This is a genomic window from Curtobacterium sp. MCBD17_023, from assembly GCF_003224415.1.
Classification (GTDB): Bacteria; Actinomycetota; Actinomycetes; order Actinomycetales; family Microbacteriaceae; genus Curtobacterium.
This window is the reverse complement of the sequence record NZ_QKLJ01000005.1, coordinates 81,253-96,150: the sequence shown is the minus strand read 5'-3', so window position 1 is coordinate 96,150 and position 14,898 is coordinate 81,253. Positions and strand designations below refer to the sequence as shown.

Genomic DNA, 14,898 nt, shown 5'->3' with positions numbered 1-14,898 from the left:
GGGCGGCCGCACGCATCGCGAAGGCGGTGCGGGCAGCCGCCCTCGTCCCGGTCCCGGGGGACGCCGGACGGGAGGCACGGTGCGAGCGTGCACCGCGCCTCCCGTCCGGCGGACCAGCGTCAGACGGACGCGACCGACGCGACCACGTACGGGTCGAGTTCGGCGACCTCCCGCTGGAAGACCCGCACCCGGAGGCGCGTCCCCTCCGCCACGTAGTCGAGGGACTCGACCGCGCCGGCGTCGTGCAGCTGCGAGACCAGGTCGCCGCGGGAGAACGGCAGGACGACGGTCAGTTCGACGTCGGGCTCCGGCAGGCGAGCCTCGATCGCCGCGAGCAGGTCCGGGATGCCGGCACCGGTCCGCGCCGACACGAAGACGGCGTCCGGCGCGAGCGCCACGAGGGCCATGCGCTGGGTGTCGTCGATCAGGTCGGCCTTGTTGAACACGACGACCTCCGGGATGTCGCGCGCGCCGACGTCGCCGATCACGTCGCGGACGGTCGCGAGCTGCGCCGCCGGGTCCGGGTGGGAGCCGTCCACGACGTGCACGATGACATCCGCGTTCCCGACCTCCTCGAGCGTCGAACGGAACGCCTCGACCAACTGGTGCGGGAGGTTCCGGACGAAGCCCACGGTGTCCGTGAAGGTGAACTCGCGACCCTTCGACGTCTCCGTGCGCCGGACCGTCGAGTCGAGGGTGGCGAACAGCTGGTTCTGCACCAGGACGCCTGCGCTCGTCAGTCGGTTGAGCAGCGAGGACTTGCCGGCGTTCGTGTACCCGGCGATCGCGACGCTCGGGACGTCGTTGCGGTCGCGGTCGGCGCGCTTGGCCTCGCGGGCGGGTGTGAAGGACGCGATCTGACGGCGCAACTTCGCCATCCGGGTGTGGATGCGGCGTCGGTCGAGCTCGATCTTCGTCTCACCGGGACCACGGGAGCCCATACCTGCACCGCCGGAGACCTGACCACCGGCCTGTCGGGACATCGATTCACCCCAACCGCGCAGACGCGGCAGCAGGTACTCGAGCTGTGCGAGCTCGACCTGCGCCTTGCCCTCGCGGGTGGTGGCGTGCTGACTGAAGATGTCCAGGATCACGGCCGTCCGGTCGATCACCTTGACCTTCACGACGTCCTCGAGCGCGCGCCGCTGCGAGGGTGCGAGTTCGGTGTCGGCGATGACCGTGTCGGCACCGGTGGCCTTGACCACCATCGCGAGTTCCTGGGCCTTGCCCTTGCCGAGGTACGTCGCCGGGTCCGGGTTCGGTCGGCGCTGCAGGAGGCCGTCGAGCACCACGGCACCGGCGGTCTCGGCGAGGGCCGACAGTTCGCGGAGGGAGTTCTCGGCGTCGGAGGCGTCGCCCTGCGCGTACACGCCGATGAGGACGACCCGCTCGAGCCGGAGCTGCCGGTACTCGACCTCGGTGACGTCCTCGAGCTCGGTGGAGAGGCCGCCGACGCGGCGCAGCGCCGCACGGTCCTCACGGTCGTACTGTTCGCCGTCGCCGTCCCAGCCCTGCTCGTCCACCGAGCGGGTCTGGATCGCCTGCGCCGGCGCGAAGATGGAGGATGCTGCGCGCCGGTCGGCGTTGCGCAGCACCCGCTCGACGACACCGTCTGCGCTGTCGTCGTGGATGGTCTGTTCGTCCTGCTGATGGGATTCCGTCATGCTGTCCACAGGGTACCTCCGGAGCCCTCTGGACACACGGGGTTCCCGGTACGGTTCTTCCATGGCGAACGACCACTACTTCTCTGCCACTCCGGAGAGCCCGGCGCGGCCGCGCCAGATCCGCGTGACGCTCGCCGGTCGGACGCTCGACCTCACCACCGCCGCCGGCGTCTTCAGCCCGGACGGCATCGACCGCGGCACGAGCGTGCTGCTGCGCACCGTCCCCGCGCCCGCGCCCACCGGGGACCTGCTCGACGTCGGATGCGGGTGGGGTCCGCTGGCGATCACCATGGCGCTGCAGTCCCCCGACGCCCACGTGTGGGGCGTCGACGTCAACGAGCGCGTCCTCGACCTGGCGCGCACCAACGCCGCCACTGCCGGAGCGGACAACGTGACGGTGGGTCTGCCCGCCGACATCCCGTCCGACGCCACGTTCCGGACGATCTGGTCGAACCCGCCGATCCGGGTCGGCAAGGACGAACTGCACGACATCCTCCGCACGTGGATCCCCCGGCTCGCCGTCGGCGGGGACGCCTGGCTCGTGGTGTCGAAGGACCTCGGCGGGGACTCACTGCAGCGCTGGTTGCAGCAGACGCTGGCGGAGGGCTTCGCCGTCACGCGGGCGACGACCGACAAGGGCTTCCGCGTCATCCGGGTGCACCGGACGGCGTGACCGGTGCTGGCTGAGGCCTGCCCGGCCCCGCTCGGGCGGGCCCGGCCCAGCTCGGGCGGGCCCGGCCCAGCTCGGGCGGGCCCGGATCAGCTCGGACGGACCCAGACCCAGCTCGGACGGACCCAGACCAGCTCGGACGGACCCAGACGGGCTCGGGCCGCCTCAGACCGTGAGGTCCCCCGAGAAGACGAGTTCCGCCGGACCGGCGAGCGAGACGTGCTCGCCGTCCTCCGCGGCGAACATGCGCACGGTGAGCACGCCGCCCGGAACGCGGACGCGCCAGGTGTCGGGCGCTGCCGAGCCCGCCCAGTACCGGGTCGCGAGGGCCGCGGCGATCGCACCCGTCCCGCACGACAGCGTCTCGCCACTCCCACGCTCGTGCACGCGCATCGTGATCTCGCCGACACCGTCCGTGACGAGTGGGTCGCCGGGGAGCACGAACTCGACGTTCGCGCCCGAAGCGGGAGCCGGGTCGAGCACCGGCACGTAGGTCAGGTCGATGCCGGCGAGCTCCTCCTCGCTGGCGACCGCCACGACGACGTGCGGGTTGCCCACGTCGATGCCGAGGCCGGGCCGTGCGCGGTCGAGCTCCTTCGCGCGGACGAGGACGTCGTCCGACCCGCCACCGTCGATGCCGAGACGCCACCGGCCGAGGTCGGCAGCGAAGCCCGTCGACGACCGTTGGATGTCGACGACGCCCTTCCGGCTGCCCACGGTCAGGGTCTGTCCCGGGGCGAGGTCGACGAGTCCCGCCTCGGTCAGGTACCGGGCGAAGACGCGGATCCCGTTGCCACACATCTCGGCCACCGAGCCGTCGGCGTTGTGGTAGTCCATGAACCAGGTGGCGTCCGGGTCCTCGGCGAGGACCGCTCGGCCCTCGGGGATCGCGTCGGACCGCACCGCCCGGATGACGCCGTCGGCGCCGACGCCGAACCGCCGGTCCGCGATCGCACGGATCCGGTCCGGGGTCAGGTCGACCGTCGCGTCGGGGTCGGCGAACAGGACGAAGTCGTTGCCGGTCCCGTGGCCCTTGGTGAAGTGCAGCTCGGTCACGGGACGATCCTACGGGCCAGTCCCGACAGCTCCGCGGCCCCGGCGCCGGTGACGTCCACCGCGCTCACCCGGGTCGTCCCGGCGTCGGCGTACCGCTTGAACCAGGAGACCTGTCGTCGCGCGTACTTGCGCGTGGCGATGCTCGTCGCCTCCACGGCCTGGTCGACCGTCGCCTCCCCGCGGAGGACCTGGAGTGCCTGCGCGTACCCGATGGCGGCACGCGCCGTGCGACCCTGTTCGAGTCCCCGGTCCCGCAGGGTCGCGACCTCGTCCACGAGCCCGGTGGCGAACATGCGCTCGGCCCGGGTGCGGAGGCCCGCCACGAGCTGCTCGCGGTCGCGCCGCAGGTGCAGGACGTGCGCCGGTCGCCACGGGCGCGGCGCGGACGGGAGGCTCGGGGTGACGCGGTCCGACCGGCTCGCGATCTCGACGGCCCGGATCAACCGCCGCGGGTTGCGGGCGTCGATCACGGCCGCCGCGGCCGGGTCGAACGCTCGCAGTCGGTCGAGCAGGACGGTCGGCCCGAGCTCCCGGTGCTCCCGCTCGAGCTGCTCGCGGAGCACGGGATCGGTCCCCGGGAAGTCGAGGTCGAACAGCACGGCGGACACGTAGAGGCCGCTGCCGCCGACGAGCACGGCGACATCGCCGTCCGCCGTGATCTCCTCGATCACCGCGCGGGCGTCGCGCTGGTACGCCGCGACGCTCGCCTCGTCCGTGACGTCGAGCACGTCGAGCTGGTGGTGCGGGATGCCGCGACGTCCGGACTCCGGGACCTTCGCGGTGCCGATGTCCATGCCGCGGTAGAGCTGCATGGCATCGGCGTTGACGATCTCCGCCCGTCGTCCATGCGCACGGTGCCGTTCGGCGAGGGCCAGGGCGAGCTCGGACTTGCCCGTGCCGGTCGCCCCGACCACCGCGACGACGTCCGCGCCGGCGACCAGGTCGAGAGGTGCGCCCTGGTCGCTCCCGGCCCCCGCACCGACGCCCGGCCCGGCAGGTCCGTCGATCGCCGCACCGGAGCGGGACCCGGGGTCCGCCGAGCGTCCGTCAGCGTCCGACACGGAGCGTGGGAAGACCGAGCGACACCGGACGTGGTCCGGCACCGGGGACGGCAGGGGTGGGGACGCCGCACGACTCGGCCTGCGCGCGGTCCCACGCGTCGCCCGCTCGGGTGCGACGGATGCGGAGGGGGGCGTCCGAATCCGCGATGAGGAAGTGCGGCGCGGCCCTGGTCACCACGACGGAGACGACGTCGCCGGGTCGTGGCACGTCGGGCCCGGCCGGCACCGCGAAGTGCACGAGGCGGGAGTCCTCGGCGCGGCCGGAGAGGCGGTGCGTGCTGTCGTCCTTCTTGCCCTCCCCCGAGGCCACGAGGACCTCGACGGTGCGCCCGAGCTGTGCGCCGTTCTCCTCTGCGGTGATCCGCTCCTGCAGGGCGATGAGTCGCTCGTACCGCTCCTGCACGACCTCCTTCGGCAGTTGACCGTCCATCGTCGCAGCCGGGGTACCGGGGCGGATCGAGTACTGGAACGTGAAGGCCGTGGCGAACCGAGCCTGCTCGACGACGCGCATGGTGTCCGCGAAGTCCTCGTCCGTCTCGCCCGGGAAGCCGACGATGATGTCGGTCGAGATCGCAGCGTGCGGGATCGCGGTGCGCACCCGGTCGAGGATGCCGAGGAAGCGTTCGCTCCGGTAGCTGCGCCGCATGGCCTTGAGCACCCGGTCCGAGCCGGACTGCAGCGGCATGTGCAGCTGCGGCATGACGTTCGGCGTCTCCGCCATCGCGCTGATGACGTCGTCGGTGAACGCTGCGGGGTGCGGACTGGTGAAGCGCACGCGTTCCAGGCCGTCGATCTGCCCGGTGGCGCGGAGGAGCTTGCCGAACGCCTGACGGTCGCCGAACTCGACGCCGTAGGAGTTGACGTTCTGCCCGAGCAGCGTGACCTCGATCGCACCGTCGTCGACGAGGGCCTGGATCTCGGCGAGCACGTCGCCCGGCCGGCGGTCCCGCTCCTTGCCGCGGAGGGACGGCACGATGCAGAACGTGCACGTGTTGTTGCAGCCGACGGAGATCGACACCCAGCCGCTCGAGGTGGACTCCCGCTTCGTCGGCAGTGTCGAGGGGAAGACGTCGAGGGACTCGAGGATCTCGAGCTGTGCCTCGTCGTTGTGCCGGGCCCGCTCGAGCAGGGTCGGCAGGGAGCCCATGTTGTGCGTGCCGAACACGACGTCCACCCACGGCGCCTTCTCGAGGATGACGTCCTTGTCCTTCTGCGCCAGGCAGCCGCCGACGGCGATCTGCATGCCGGGGCGCTCGCGCTTGACGGCCGCGAGCCGGCCGAGGTTGCCGTACAGGCGCTTGTCCGCGTTCTCGCGCACGGCGCAGGTGTTGATGACGACGACGTCGGCCTGCGCGTCCTCCGCGGCGACGTACCCGGCGGCTCGGAGCGACCCGCTGAGCCGCTCGGAGTCGTGCACGTTCATCTGGCACCCGTAGGTGCGCACTTCGTAGGTACGCGGGCGCGCGGCGACGGTCTCCATGATCGTCCCAGTGTAGAACCGGGCGCACCCCGGAAAGCGGCCGGATCCGGACCGGAGCCGCTCTACTCGAACCGGACGGTGCCGCGGCCTCCGGTCGGCGGACGCCGCGGTCCGTCGAGCGCACGCTCGACCGCGATCCGCACGACACCGCCGTTGTAGCCCTTGCGCATGAGGAACCCGGACAGCCGCCGCTCGGCCGTCGCACGGTCGAGACCACGCATCTGGCCCGCACGCTTCGTGGCGAGCTCGATCGCCCGGATGAACTCGTCGTCCTCGTCGTCCGCGGCCGCATCGAGTGCTGCGTCGATCGCGGCCTGGTCGATGCCGCGGCGACGGAGGTCCGCCACGATCGCCTGCCGGCCCAGGCCCTTGCGCGAGTGCATCCGGTCCACCAGGTCGGTGGCCAGGGCGACGTCGTCGAGCAGCCCGACGCGGGTGAGCCGTTCGATCTCCTGCTCGATCACGTCGGAGTCGAACGCGTCCTGCTTGCTGAGCATCGCCCGGAGCTCGGACGTGCTCACGCCGCGGCGGCTGAGCGCGCGCATGCTGATGCGCTCGGCGTCGGCGCGCTGCTCGTCGAGCGGCCGCGGGGCGTCCGCCGGGTCCAACTCATCGCCGGTGATCGAGAAGACCGACGCTGTCTGCGCGTCGGCTTCCTCGTCGCCGTACCCGTCCTGCTCAGCGCGAGCACTCCGGCCCGAGCCGTCGCCGACGACCGGGGACAGCCAAGCCGCCTGCGCACCGCGGACGGGCAGCGGCACCGGGGCGTCGGCGTCGGACGGCGGAGCCGCAGGCACACGCTCCCGTCCGGAACCGGCACCGGCACCGGCACCGGCACCCGGATCATCGCTGCCGACATCCGCCCGGCTGGGGGCGTCCGCTGGAGCCACACCCGCGCCACCAGCGTCGCCGGCACCGGGCCGGGCACCGCCGGAGCGCCGGCGGGACCTCGCACCGAACAGGTCGGTGACCGGCGCGAGGTCCTCGCCGTCGTGGTCGGTCACGCGCCCTTGCGCTCCGCGAGCTTCGGCGCGATCGAGTCGACCGGCGCCGCTTCCTTCGCACCGCCGACGCCGAGCTTGGCGAGGATCTTGCCCTCGATCTCAGCGGCGATCTCGGGGTTCTGGATGAGGAAGGAGCGCGAGTTCTCCTTGCCCTGCCCGAGCTGGTCGCCGTCGTAGGTGTACCAAGCACCGGACTTCTTCACGATCCCGTGGTCGACGCCGAAGTCCAGCAGCGAACCCTCGCGCGAGATGCCCACCCCGTACAGGATGTCGAACTCGGCCTGCTTGAAGGGCGGCGCCATCTTGTTCTTGACGACCTTGACGCGGGTGCGGTTGCCGACGGCGTCCGTCCCGCTCTTCAGCGTCTCGATGCGACGGATGTCGAGGCGGACCGACGCGTAGAACTTGAGCGCCTTACCGCCGGAGGTCGTCTCGGGCGATCCGAAGAACACACCGATCTTCTCGCGCAGCTGGTTGATGAAGATCATCGTGGTCTGCGTCTGGTTCAGCCCACCGGCGAGCTTGCGGAGTGCCTGCGACATGAGGCGGGCCTGCAGACCGACGTGCGAGTCACCCATTTCACCCTCGATCTCCGCGCGGGGCACGAGTGCCGCGACGGAGTCGATGACGATGAGGTCGATGGAACCCGACCGGACGAGCATGTCCGCGATCTCGAGCGCCTGCTCGGCGGTGTCCGGCTGCGAGACGAGCAACGCGTCGATGTCGACCCCGAGCTTCTTGGCGTACTCCGGGTCGAGCGCGTGCTCGGCGTCGATGAACGCCGCGATGCCGCCGTTGCGCTGCGCGTTCGCGATGGCGTGGATCGTCAGCGTGGTCTTGCCGGAGGACTCCGGCCCGTAGATCTCGATTATGCGTCCGCGCGGGAGCCCACCGATCCCGAGCGCGACGTCCAGCGCGACGGAACCGGTGGGGATGACGGCCACCGGGGCACGCTCATCCGTCCCGAGGCGCATCACGGCACCCTTGCCGAACTGACGGTCGATCTGGGCGAGTGCGGTCTCGAGGGCCTTCTCGCGGTCTACTGGTGATGGCATGGGGTGCTCCTTCGTGCTGATGACGGCCGCCTGTAGGCTGTCGCGTCCGGACCGGCCGATGGTGCAAGGCCACTCGTTCTGCGACAAGGCTTCGGACGTGTTCCGATGTCCTCGAACCTACGGCCGCCCACCGACATCCCTGCCGTCAGGAGCGGAGGTCGTGGATGGGACACCCGGTCGACGTCGCTGTGGAGGAACGTAGCACCGACCGAACACGTGTTCGAGCGACACGCCGAACACACGTTCCCATCCTCCGCGGACTCAGTCGCGCGGCTCCTGCAGTCCCTTGCCGTGCCGACGCTCGAGCGGGACGTCCTGCGAGTCGCAGAGGGCGTCCCACACGGCACGCGCGTCGATGCCCGCTGCGAGGGCATCGGCGGCTGACCGGCCTCCGAGCTGTTCGAGCACGACGTCCCGGGACACGACCGCTCCGTACGCGTCCCCGAACACCTGGTCGACGGCTCGCCAGAACTCACTCACCCGCATCGGACCAGCGTAACAACGGGGAACGCCCCCGTCGGCGGACCGACGGGGGCGTTCGAGCGGTACGGGTCAGCGCACCGCGAGGTCGTTGTCGAACTCGGCGACGAGCTCGTCCGGGAGCGTGTCCGGGACACGCGTGAGTCCCTCGACCACTGCGAGGCGGTCGCCCACCTCGCGCATGATCGTCGAGATCGGGGTGTCGAGGGCGTCCGCCACAGAAGCGAGGATCTCGGAGCTGGCCTCTTTCTGACCGCGCTCCACTTCGCTGAGGTACCCGAGGGCAACACTGGCCTTGGACGCGACCTGACGGAGGGTCCGGCCCTTCTGCAAGCGGAAGTCCCGCAGCACGTCGCCGATTTCCTGACGAACGAGAACCATGAGAACTCCTCCTTCCTGTCATCTCCGCGCCCGCTCGATCCGGATGACCGAGCTCGGGTCCGGCGACCCTGAGGTTGCCGGTTGCAGCATGGTAGCCAGTGCGGCTGCCGTCCTGCTGGAGATTGCGTGAGATGTAACCTGACGGTCACGCCCGCTATTCCACGCCCTGGAGTCTGGATCGCAGACGTGCCAGGAGTTCGGAGACGACCGCCGCGCGGATTGCCCCGCGGTCCCCGTCCAGGTGGAGTTCGACCGCTGCGGCGCGCTCGGCGCTCGCGATCCCGATGAACACGGTGCCGACCGGTTTGCCGTCCTGCGGATCCGGTCCGGCGACGCCGGTCGTGCTGATCCCCCAGGTCGCGGGGACGCCGTCCACGGCCAGCGCGATCCGGACACCCGCGGCCATCTGGCGGGCCACCTCGGGGTCCACGGCGCCGTGCTCGGCGAGCAGGTCGGCATCGACACCGAGCACGGTCGCCTTCACGGGCGTGGCGTAGGCGACGACACCGCCGCGCACGACGGCCGACGCCCCGGGGACGCCGACCAGCTCCGACACGACGAGTCCGCCGGTCAACGACTCCGCGACCGCCACGGTCTCGCCGCGTGCGGTCAGGGCCGCCACGAGTGGCGCTGCGTGACCGCCGGAGTCGGCGTCGGTCACGCCGGGGTCCGGTTGTGCTTCCACGCCTGCACCAGGTAGTCGACACCGCTCGCCACGGTCGCCACGAAGGCGGCCGTCATGAAGACGCCGTTCACCCAGTGCGCGAGGTCGCCGACCAGGTGCCACCACGGGAACAGCGCGAGGGTGAGCGCGACGGCCTGCAGCACGGTCTTGACCTTGCCGCCGCGGCTGGCCGGGATGACCCGGTCGGACAGCACGGCGAACCGGAAGACCGTGATGCCGATCTCACGGACCATGATGAGCACCGTCACGTACCAGGGCAGTTCCCCGAGGATCGAGAGGGCCACGAGGGCGCCGCCGATGAGGACCTTGTCGGCGATCGGGTCGACGAGCTTCCCGAAGTCGGTGACCAGGTCCTGGCGCCGCGCGATGATGCCGTCGGCGCTGTCGGTGACGATCGCCACGACGAAGAGCACGGCGGCCCAGATGCGCACCGGCCCGTCCGCACCGGCGTCCGCCAGGAGCAGCACGAAGAACAGCGGCGCCATGAGGATGCGCACCACGGTGATGATGTTCGCGACGTTCGCGGTCGATGCGGGGCCGGGACCCTTCCGCAGGATCCGGCCGCGCCACGGGAACCGGTTGGTCGTACCGTCGGAGGCGGTCATGGTCTCACTCCCTGCCCGTCAGGCCCCAGGCGTCCTCGTCGGTGTCGCCGTCCACCTCATCGTACCCACGTGTCATGCCGGCCACCGGGTCGTCCCCGTACCGGTCGTCGGACCCCTCCGCCGGGTGCGTGGACCCAGCCGCGGCGGGGGCGGCGGGCGCGGCCGGCGGCTCCTCGCCCCGGAGCTTCGCGAGCACCGCGGGCAGCTGGTCCCCCGTCACGAGGACGTCACGTGCCTTGGACCCCTCGGACGGCCCGACGATGTCGCGGGACTCCATGAGGTCCATGAGCCGCCCGGCCTTCGCGAAGCCGACCCGGAGCTTGCGCTGCAGCATCGACGTCGAACCGAACTGCGTCGAGACGACCTGTTCGACGGCCGCCAACAGCAGCTCGAGGTCGTCGCCGATGTCGGCGTCGATCTCCTTGCGCTCGACCACGGCCGCGACGTCCTGCCGGTACTCGGGCTGGGCCTGTCGCGTGACGTGCTGGACGACCTCGGCGACCTCGGTCTCCTGCACCCAGGCGCCCTGCACGCGGACCGCCTTGGACGACCCCATGGGCAGGAACAGGCCGTCGCCCTGGCCGATGAGCTTGTCGGCGCCGGGCTGGTCGAGGATGACGCGGGAGTCCGTGACGCTCGTGACGGCGAAGGCGATGCGCGACGGCACGTTCGCCTTGATGAGGCCCGTGATGACGTCCACCGACGGGCGCTGCGTCGCGAGCACCAGGTGGATGCCGGCGGCGCGGGCGAGCTGGGTGATGCGGACGATCGACTCCTCGACGTCGCGCGGGGCGACGAGCATGAGGTCGGCGAGCTCGTCCACGACGACGAGCAGGTACGGGTACGGCTTGAGCTTCCGCTCACTGCCGGCCGGCAGCACGATCTCCTCGTTCTGGACGGCCTTGTTGAAGTCGTCGACGTGCCGGAAGCCGAACGACGCCAGGTCGTCGTACCGCATGTCCATCTCCTTCACGACCCACTGCAGCGCTTCGGCCGCCTTCTTCGGGTTCGTGATGATGGGGGTGATGAGGTGCGGGACGCCGGCGTAGATCGACAGCTCCACGCGCTTCGGGTCGACGAGGACCATGCGTACCTCGGACGGCTTCGCGCGCATGAGCAGCGACGTGATCATCGAGTTGATGAAGACCGACTTGCCGGAGCCCGTGGAGCCCGCGACGAGCAGGTGCGGCATCTTCGCCAGGTTCGCCACGACGAAGCCGCCCTCGACGTCCTTGCCGACACCGATGGTCATCGGGTGCTTCGACTTCGTGGCCGCGCTCGACCGGAGGACGTCACCGAGGGAGACGATCTCGCGGTCGGTGTTCGGGATCTCGACGCCGATCGCGCTCTTGCCCGGGATCGGCGAGAGGATGCGGACCTCGTTCGAGGCGACCGCGTAGGACAGGTTCTTCGACAGGGCCGTGACGCGCTCCACCTTGACGCCCGGGCCGAGCTCGATCTCGTACCGCGTGACCGTCGGGCCGCGGGAGAACCCGGTGACCTTCGCGTCGACCTTGAACTCGGTCAGGACGCCGGTGATGGCGGCGACGATCTCGTCGTTCGCCTGGCTGCGGGCGACCGAGGGGGTGCCGGGGCTCAGTGTCGTCGCCGCCGGCAGCCGGTACGGGTGCGACGGGTCCTCCTCGGTCGCGACCGGCGGCAGACCCTCGGGCTCGTCGTCCACGCCGACGTCGCCGAGGTCCGACTCCGCCGACACGACGGGGACGCTCGCCGGAGCGACGGGCGCCGGTCCGGTCGGGAGGCCGGTGGCGACGGCAGCGGCCACGTCACGGTCCGGACGGAACGCCTCCGTCGGGGACGCCGGCGCCGGCGACCCGAAGTCGCGCAGTGCCTGCTCCGCGCGGTCGAGGTCGTCGGCGACCTCCTGCTCGACCGAGTCGTTCAGGTTGACCGAGACCGGCTCGGCGGGCGTCAGGTCGCGGAGACCGGCCGCGGCCCCCGGGGCCGGGACGGCTGCGGGCGCGACACCGGTCGGCGGGATGACGGGGCTGTCGTACGCCGGGTCCTCTTCGCGTCCGGACTTGTTGCGGCGCCACCACGGCAGGTGCCCGTCGGCGCCGTCCTCGACGGGGGTGCCGTCCTCGTCGAACCCGAGGTCCTCGAACAGCGGGAAGTCCTGCGACTGCCCCTTCGGGCTCCGCTTGCGGGTCGGCTTCGTCGCCGGCGCGGTGTCGTCCTCGGCGACGGGTGCCTCGGCGGCCGGGCCGGGAGCGCCGAACAGGTACGCGTACAGCTCGTGCAGCCGCCGGCCGAGCTTGTTCGGCGGGGTCTTGGTGATGATGAAGAGCGAGAGCGCGAGCAGGACCACCGCCACGGGGACCGCGACCCACGCGGTCGCGACGGCGACGAGCCAGCCGATGACGACCCATCCGAGCACGCCGCCGGCCGCGGCCAGGGCGGGCATGCCGTCCGCGGCACTCGGCTGTCCGCCGAACACGTGGCAGAGCGAGGCGATCGACACGAGCATCAGCCCGAGGCCGATCCCGATCCGGGTGTTGTCGTGCACGGACGCCGGGTGTCGGAACAGCCAGCCGGCGAACACGACCATGATGACGGGCAGCGCGAACGCCAGGCGCCCGAACAGGCCACCGAACGTGTAGGCGTCGAGCCCGATCGACACCGGGTTCGTGGGGTTGAGCCACTCCACCACGGCGCCGAGGACCGCGAGGACGAACAGCAGGAACGGGAACCCGTCGCGCCGCTGGTCCTTCTCGAGCGACTCCTTGCCGAGCAGCCGGAAACCGGCGCCGACGCCGTGCGCCACGCCCATCCACGCGGTCACGAGCGGGTTCTGCTCACGGAACACCGGCGTGGGTGCAGCCTGCGGCAGCTTCTTCGTCGTCGCCTGGGTGCGCGTCGTCCCGCGCGCCCCGCTTCCACGGGTCGACGACGAGGACGCGCGCGAGCGCGTGGTCGACTTGGTGCCTCCGGCCATGGGCAGAACCCTAATCGTTCCCGGGGACAACGACGGGAGGCCCGCCGCAACGTCCGGAGCGGACGTGCAGCGGGCCTCCCGGTGCGGCGGGGCGGAGCCCCTATGCCTCGATGACGACCGGCACGATCATCGGGCGACGGCGGTGCTTCGTGTTCACCCAGCGGCCGACCGTGCGCCGGACGACCTGCGTGAACGCGTGCTGGTCGCGCGTGCCGTTGCCGGCGGCGTCCGCCAGGGCCTTCGCGATCTGCGGACGGACGTCGTCGAAGACGGAGTCGTCCTCGGCGAATCCGCGGGACTGGATCTCCGGACCGATGACGCACTGGCCGGTGGTGAAGTCGACGGCGCAGAAGACCGAGATGAAGCCCTCCTCGGCCAGCACGCGGCGGTCCTTCAGGTCGGCGTCGGTGATCTCACCGACGGTGGACCCGTCCACGTAGACGTACCCGATGTCGAGCTGACCGGCGATGGTCACGACGCCGTCCTTGAGGTCGACGACCGTGCCGTCCTCCCCCAGGACCACGTTGCGCGGCGGGACGCCGGTCTGGATCGCCAGGTCGGCGTTCGCGTACAGGTGACGGTGCTCGCCGTGCACGGGCATGACGTTGCGCGGCCGGAGGATGTTGTAGCAGTAGAGCAGCTCGCCGGCGGACGCGTGCCCGGAGACGTGCACCTTCGCGTTGCCCTTGTGCACGACCTTCGCGCCGAGCTTGGTCAGCCCGTCGATCACGCGGTAGACGGCGTTCTCGTTGCCCGGGATGAGCGACGACGCGAGGATGACGGTGTCGCCCTCGCCGATCTCGATCTGGTGCTCGAGGTTCGCCATGCGCGCGAGGACGGCCATCGGCTCGCCCTGGGACCCGGTCGACATGTAGACGATCTGGTCGTCGGGGACGTTCTTCGCCTTCTTCGTGTCGATGAGCACGTTCTCCGGCACCCGCAGGTACCCGAGCTCGGCGGCGATCGTCATGTTGCGGATCATCGAGCGGCCCATGAACGCGACCTTGCGGTTCGCGGCTGCGGCGGCGTCGAGGACCTGCTGCACGCGGTGCACGTGGGACGAGAAGCTCGCGACGACGACCTTCTTGCGGGCGCGCGTGATGATGTTCTCGAGCACGGGGCCGATGTCGCGCTCCGGGGCGGTGAAGCCCGGCACGTCGGCGTTCGTGGAGTCCGGCAGGAACAGGTCGACGCCCTGCTCGCCGAGACGCGCGAACGCACGGAGGTCGGTGATCCGGTCGTCGAGCGGCAGCTGGTCCATCTTGAAGTCACCGGTGTGCAGCACGCGGCCGGCCGGGGTCGTGATGGCGACGGCGAGGGCGTCCGGGATCGAGTGGTTCACGGCGACGAACTCGAGGTGGAACGGACCGAGCTGCTCGGTCTGGTCCTCGGCCACGTTGAGCGTGTACGGCTTGATCCGGTGTTCCTTGAGCTTCGCCTCGACGAGTGCGAGGGTCAGCGTGGAGCCGATGAGCGGGATGTCGCCGCGGAGCTTCAGCAGGTACGGGACGGCGCCGATGTGGTCCTCGTGCCCGTGCGTGAGCACGACACCGAGGACGTCGTCGAGGCGGTCCCGGATCGGCGAGAAGTCCGGCAGGATCAGGTCGACCCCGGGCTGGTGCTCCTCCGGGAAGAGGACGCCGGCGTCGACGATGAGGATCTTGCCCTCGAACTCGTAGACGGTCATGTTGCGACCGATCTCGCCGAGTCCCCCGACGGGGATGACTCGGAGCGTTCCGGGTTCGAGCGGCTGCGGTGTGGAGATCTGTGTGGGCATTCGGTCCTACGGATTCGGGCGACG

13 protein-coding genes are annotated in these 14,898 nt (G+C 71.1%); 1 reads left to right on the top strand and 12 read right to left on the bottom strand.

Annotation, left to right across the window (positions count from 1 at the left end; genetic code table 11):
* Positions 1-119 precede the first annotated feature (119 nt).
* Positions 120-1,664: a GTPase HflX gene (hflX, locus tag DEI84_RS09155; protein WP_110890609.1), complete on the bottom strand. Its 1,545-nt coding sequence runs from the start codon at positions 1,662-1,664 to the stop codon at positions 120-122.
* Between the two features lie 61 nt (positions 1,665-1,725).
* On the opposite strand from hflX, the gene DEI84_RS09150 reads away from it, so the two are divergent.
* Positions 1,726-2,337 (top strand): class I SAM-dependent methyltransferase, encoded by a 612-nt coding sequence (locus tag DEI84_RS09150; protein ID WP_110890572.1) that lies wholly within the window; start codon positions 1,726-1,728, stop codon positions 2,335-2,337.
* A 162-nt stretch (positions 2,338-2,499) separates the two neighbouring features.
* Here DEI84_RS09150 and dapF read toward each other — a convergent pair whose 3' ends face one another.
* From dapF to DEI84_RS09095, 11 genes are all read right to left on the bottom strand, one after another.
* Positions 2,500-3,390, bottom strand: coding sequence for a diaminopimelate epimerase (dapF, locus tag DEI84_RS09145; RefSeq protein ID WP_110890571.1), 891 nt, complete (start codon positions 3,388-3,390; stop codon positions 2,500-2,502).
* Positions 3,387-4,451, bottom strand: a complete 1,065-nt coding sequence (miaA, locus tag DEI84_RS09140) for a tRNA (adenosine(37)-N6)-dimethylallyltransferase MiaA (RefSeq protein ID WP_375537650.1) — start codon at positions 4,449-4,451, stop codon at positions 3,387-3,389. The genes dapF and miaA overlap by 4 nt, the downstream gene beginning before the upstream one ends.
* On the bottom strand, positions 4,438-5,931 hold the full coding sequence (gene miaB, locus DEI84_RS09135; protein ID WP_110890570.1) for a tRNA (N6-isopentenyl adenosine(37)-C2)-methylthiotransferase MiaB: 1,494 nt from the start codon (positions 5,929-5,931) through the stop codon (positions 4,438-4,440). The genes miaA and miaB overlap by 14 nt, the downstream gene beginning before the upstream one ends.
* Before the next feature lie 62 nt (positions 5,932-5,993).
* On the bottom strand, positions 5,994-6,935 hold the full coding sequence (locus tag DEI84_RS09130; RefSeq protein WP_110890569.1) for a regulatory protein RecX: 942 nt from the start codon (positions 6,933-6,935) through the stop codon (positions 5,994-5,996).
* Positions 6,932-7,990, bottom strand: a complete 1,059-nt coding sequence (recA, locus tag DEI84_RS09125) for a recombinase RecA (RefSeq protein WP_110823884.1) — start codon at positions 7,988-7,990, stop codon at positions 6,932-6,934. Before recA ends, DEI84_RS09130 begins: the two co-directional genes overlap by 4 nt.
* A gap of 261 nt (positions 7,991-8,251) precedes the next feature.
* A complete protein-coding gene (locus DEI84_RS09120; RefSeq protein WP_110890568.1) occupies positions 8,252-8,476 on the bottom strand; it encodes a DUF3046 domain-containing protein in 225 nt (74 codons plus the stop codon).
* Positions 8,477-8,542: 66 nt separating this feature from the next.
* Positions 8,543-8,851, bottom strand: coding sequence for a helix-turn-helix domain-containing protein (locus DEI84_RS09115; protein WP_110823882.1), 309 nt, complete (start codon positions 8,849-8,851; stop codon positions 8,543-8,545).
* Positions 8,852-9,005: 154 nt separating this feature from the next.
* Entirely contained in the window at positions 9,006-9,512 is a 507-nt protein-coding gene (locus DEI84_RS09110; RefSeq protein WP_110890567.1) for a CinA family protein, read from the bottom strand.
* Complete coding sequence (gene pgsA, locus DEI84_RS09105) at positions 9,509-10,141, bottom strand: CDP-diacylglycerol--glycerol-3-phosphate 3-phosphatidyltransferase (protein ID WP_110890566.1); 633 nt, start codon at positions 10,139-10,141, stop codon at positions 9,509-9,511. The genes DEI84_RS09110 and pgsA overlap by 4 nt, the downstream gene beginning before the upstream one ends.
* A 4-nt stretch (positions 10,142-10,145) precedes the next feature.
* Positions 10,146-13,097, bottom strand: coding sequence for a DNA translocase FtsK (locus DEI84_RS09100; RefSeq protein ID WP_110890565.1), 2,952 nt, complete (start codon positions 13,095-13,097; stop codon positions 10,146-10,148).
* Positions 13,098-13,197: 100 nt separating this feature from the next.
* Positions 13,198-14,874: a ribonuclease J gene (locus DEI84_RS09095; RefSeq protein ID WP_110823878.1), complete on the bottom strand. Its 1,677-nt coding sequence runs from the start codon at positions 14,872-14,874 to the stop codon at positions 13,198-13,200.
* Between the last annotated feature and the right edge of the window lie 24 nt (positions 14,875-14,898).